The organism is Parabacteroides distasonis, from assembly GCF_004793765.1.
In the GTDB taxonomy this organism is placed as follows: Bacteria; Bacteroidota; Bacteroidia; order Bacteroidales; family Tannerellaceae; genus Parabacteroides; species Parabacteroides distasonis_A.
The window spans coordinates 1-2,660 of record NZ_SRYM01000108.1; the positions used below are offsets into that span (position 1 = coordinate 1).

The window sequence follows — 2,660 nt, forward strand, 5'->3', positions numbered from 1 at the left end:
TTTATTGCCGACCGGAAGACTGGAACGGCAGGAAGAACGAGATAAAGTCCGCAAGAGAGAACAGCCGTTTACGGGAATACCTGCGGATAACAGAGGAAGCCTACAATGAGATATTGAAATCGCAAGGCGTGGTCAGTGCGGAGATACTGAAGAACCATATCGCCATGAACAATATTCATCCGGTTACCCTTCTGCAAATGGGGGAATGGGAAAGGGAGCGGTTAAGGAAACATTCAGTAGAAATAGATTCCATATCTTCCTACCGCCACTCCATGTACTATCAGAAGTACCTGACGGATTATCTCGCTTCTTTCGGGAAGAAAGACATCGCCTTTGAGGAAGTGACGGAAGATTTCGGCAAATCTTACAAGGCATATCTTAAGAAATGCAAGAATTTCGGGGCTTCCCAGACCAACAAATGCCTATGCTGGCTGAACCGTCTGCTTTATTTGGCTGTCGATAAAGAGATTATCCGTGTGAATCCCTGCGAGGATCTGGAATACGAACCAAAGCCGGAAGCAAGGCACAAGTACATCAGCCGTGAGGAGTTCAAGAGAATCCTTGCCACCCCGATGTATGATAAGCGTCAGGAGCTTGCAAGACGGGCATTCATCTTTTCCACACTGACGGGATTGGCGTATGTGGATATAAAGCTTCTGCACCCGCATCATATCGGACGCAATGCAGAAGGCAGACGTTACATCCGCATCAACCGCAAGAAAACAAATGTGGAGGCGTTCATCCCCCTGCATCCCATAGCGGAGCGGATATTGTCACTGTACAATACGACCGATGACGAACAGCCCGTATTTCCTCTTTCGAGCCGTGATGCCCTCTGGTTTGATATCCATGAGATGGGCGTTATCATAGGGAAAGAGGATAACTTGTCCTATCATCAAAGTCGGCACAGTTTCGGAACATTCCTGATTTCGGCGGATATACCTATCGAAAGTATTGCCAAGATGATGGGGCATTCCAATATCCGGACGACACAGGGTTACGCACGGATAACCGATGATAAAATCTCGAAGGACATGGACAAGCTAATGGAACGCAGGAAGATACAATCTATCGGCGAAAAGACAGACAGCAATAAGTAAACAGTATCAATTCAATACATTATGGACAGAGGAATAATAACAATCAGTGAAACGGGTGTAGTCATTATGCCGACCGGATCCGTATGGATGACACAATTCGAGATAGCCGACCTGTTCGGGGTGTTCTCATGCGATGTCCGCAAGGCGATTCATACCATTGACAAGAACAAGGAACTGGACGAAGTTGACACGATGAAGTATCTCAAGCAACCGGACGGTATCAGTTACGATGTCTATAACATTGAGGTGATTATAGCCGTTGCATTCAGGATATGCAGTAAAGAGAGTGTCTTGTTCAGACGGTTTATAATAAATGAAATTAGCACCATTAAGAAAGCTACACCGATTACACTGTTTGTTGCCAGAGTCAGAGGTAATAACCGATGGTATAGTTGAGGTTCATTCCGTCAGCCACTCGTTCCCGATGCACGGATGCAAAGGTAGCGTATGGCTTGATGGCAGCGGCAAGGTCGGGCGGCAGAGCCGTTTCGGGCAGAATCTTCCTCAAACGAGTTTGAGCGTATTCAACCCGAAAACCTTGCCACTGCCTACCACACGCTTGAAAAGCATCCGGCAACGGAAACAAGCGACTGGCGGGAAATCAGAAGACAGGAAAGAGGAACGGCTTACAGACGAAGCGGGATTTTGATGCTCCGTCCGTAAGCCGTTCCTCTCTTCTTTTTGCCGAAAGTCCATTGCTGATGCAATTACAGGGCAGACGGCAAACTGCACTCCTACAAGAAAATCAGGTTGCCGTCTGTCGGTAAGCAGAGCGGTAGCCGTCAGCAAGCATCCTTTCGATGTCGGATTCACGGTAGAGGATTTTACCGCCTAATTGGATATAGGCTATGCGCCCTTCGTTTCGATAGTCCTGAAGTGTCCGGCGGCTCACTTTCAGCCGTGCCGACACTTCCTTGTCGGTGAAGAAACGCTCTCCGTTCAGTGTCGGGCGGTAATAGGCGGTCAGATGCTCGAAGCTGTCCAAAAGACGGTCGAGACTGCCCATGAAGTGGATTATCCACTCGCTGTCCTTGTTAATCAGTTCATTCATGTTACTTTGGATTTAGTGTAATTACTTTGTTTACTATATGCAGGTGATTAAATCGTCCTGCCCTTGAACTTTGCTTCCTTGCGCCTGTCCTCCACAACAGAAACAATACGCTGCACGTCATCGGGACGGTAATACGTCTTGTGGTTTATCTGCGAGTAAGCCAGCGTCCCGTTGTCCCGAAGCGTCTGCAATGTGCGTGGGCTGATGTTGAGCTTCCGGCAAACGTCCTGATTGTCCATCCACTCGCTCATCTTCTTCTCTCCGTGCCGCCGACAGATGGCATCCATGCGACTGACGAAACGGTCGAACTTGGCGACCATCGCCTCAAAGGTCTTTCTTTCAATTGATACGATTTCCATATACATACTTTTTATTGTTACTGTTTCTTTTGCCGCAAAGGAATACATAATCTGTTATCCGGCAATGGATTTCCCGGAAGTGGAAGCATGTGGCACAGGTTGGTAGAGGTTGGCACAGATTGGGGCTATATTCTTAATTCCGGAAATCAG

At 47.8% G+C, this 2,660-nt stretch carries 5 protein-coding genes; 3 read left to right on the top strand and 2 right to left on the bottom strand.

What is annotated here, in order from left to right; genetic code table 11:
• The 3 genes from E5342_RS18800 to E5342_RS18810 form a co-directional block, all read left to right on the top strand.
• A partial coding sequence (locus E5342_RS18800; RefSeq protein WP_135960063.1) for a site-specific integrase occupies window positions 1-1,100 on the top strand: 1,100 nt, incomplete at its 5' end.
• A 21-nt stretch (window positions 1,101-1,121) separates the two neighbouring features.
• Entirely contained in the window at window positions 1,122-1,496 is a 375-nt protein-coding gene (locus E5342_RS18805) for a hypothetical protein (RefSeq protein ID WP_135960064.1), read from the top strand.
• A 28-nt stretch (window positions 1,497-1,524) separates the two neighbouring features.
• Window positions 1,525-1,749, top strand: coding sequence for a hypothetical protein (locus tag E5342_RS18810; RefSeq protein ID WP_246867174.1), 225 nt, complete (start codon window positions 1,525-1,527; stop codon window positions 1,747-1,749).
• Window positions 1,750-1,845: 96 nt separating this feature from the next.
• Here E5342_RS18810 and E5342_RS18815 read toward each other — a convergent pair whose 3' ends face one another.
• The gene (locus tag E5342_RS18815) at window positions 1,846-2,151 is read right to left on the bottom strand and encodes a helix-turn-helix domain-containing protein (RefSeq protein WP_135960065.1); all 306 of its coding nucleotides are present in this window, start codon (window positions 2,149-2,151) and stop codon (window positions 1,846-1,848) included.
• A gap of 47 nt (window positions 2,152-2,198) precedes the next feature.
• Window positions 2,199-2,510, bottom strand: a complete 312-nt coding sequence (locus E5342_RS18820; RefSeq protein WP_135960066.1) for a helix-turn-helix domain-containing protein — start codon at window positions 2,508-2,510, stop codon at window positions 2,199-2,201.
• Between the last annotated feature and the right edge of the window lie 150 nt (window positions 2,511-2,660).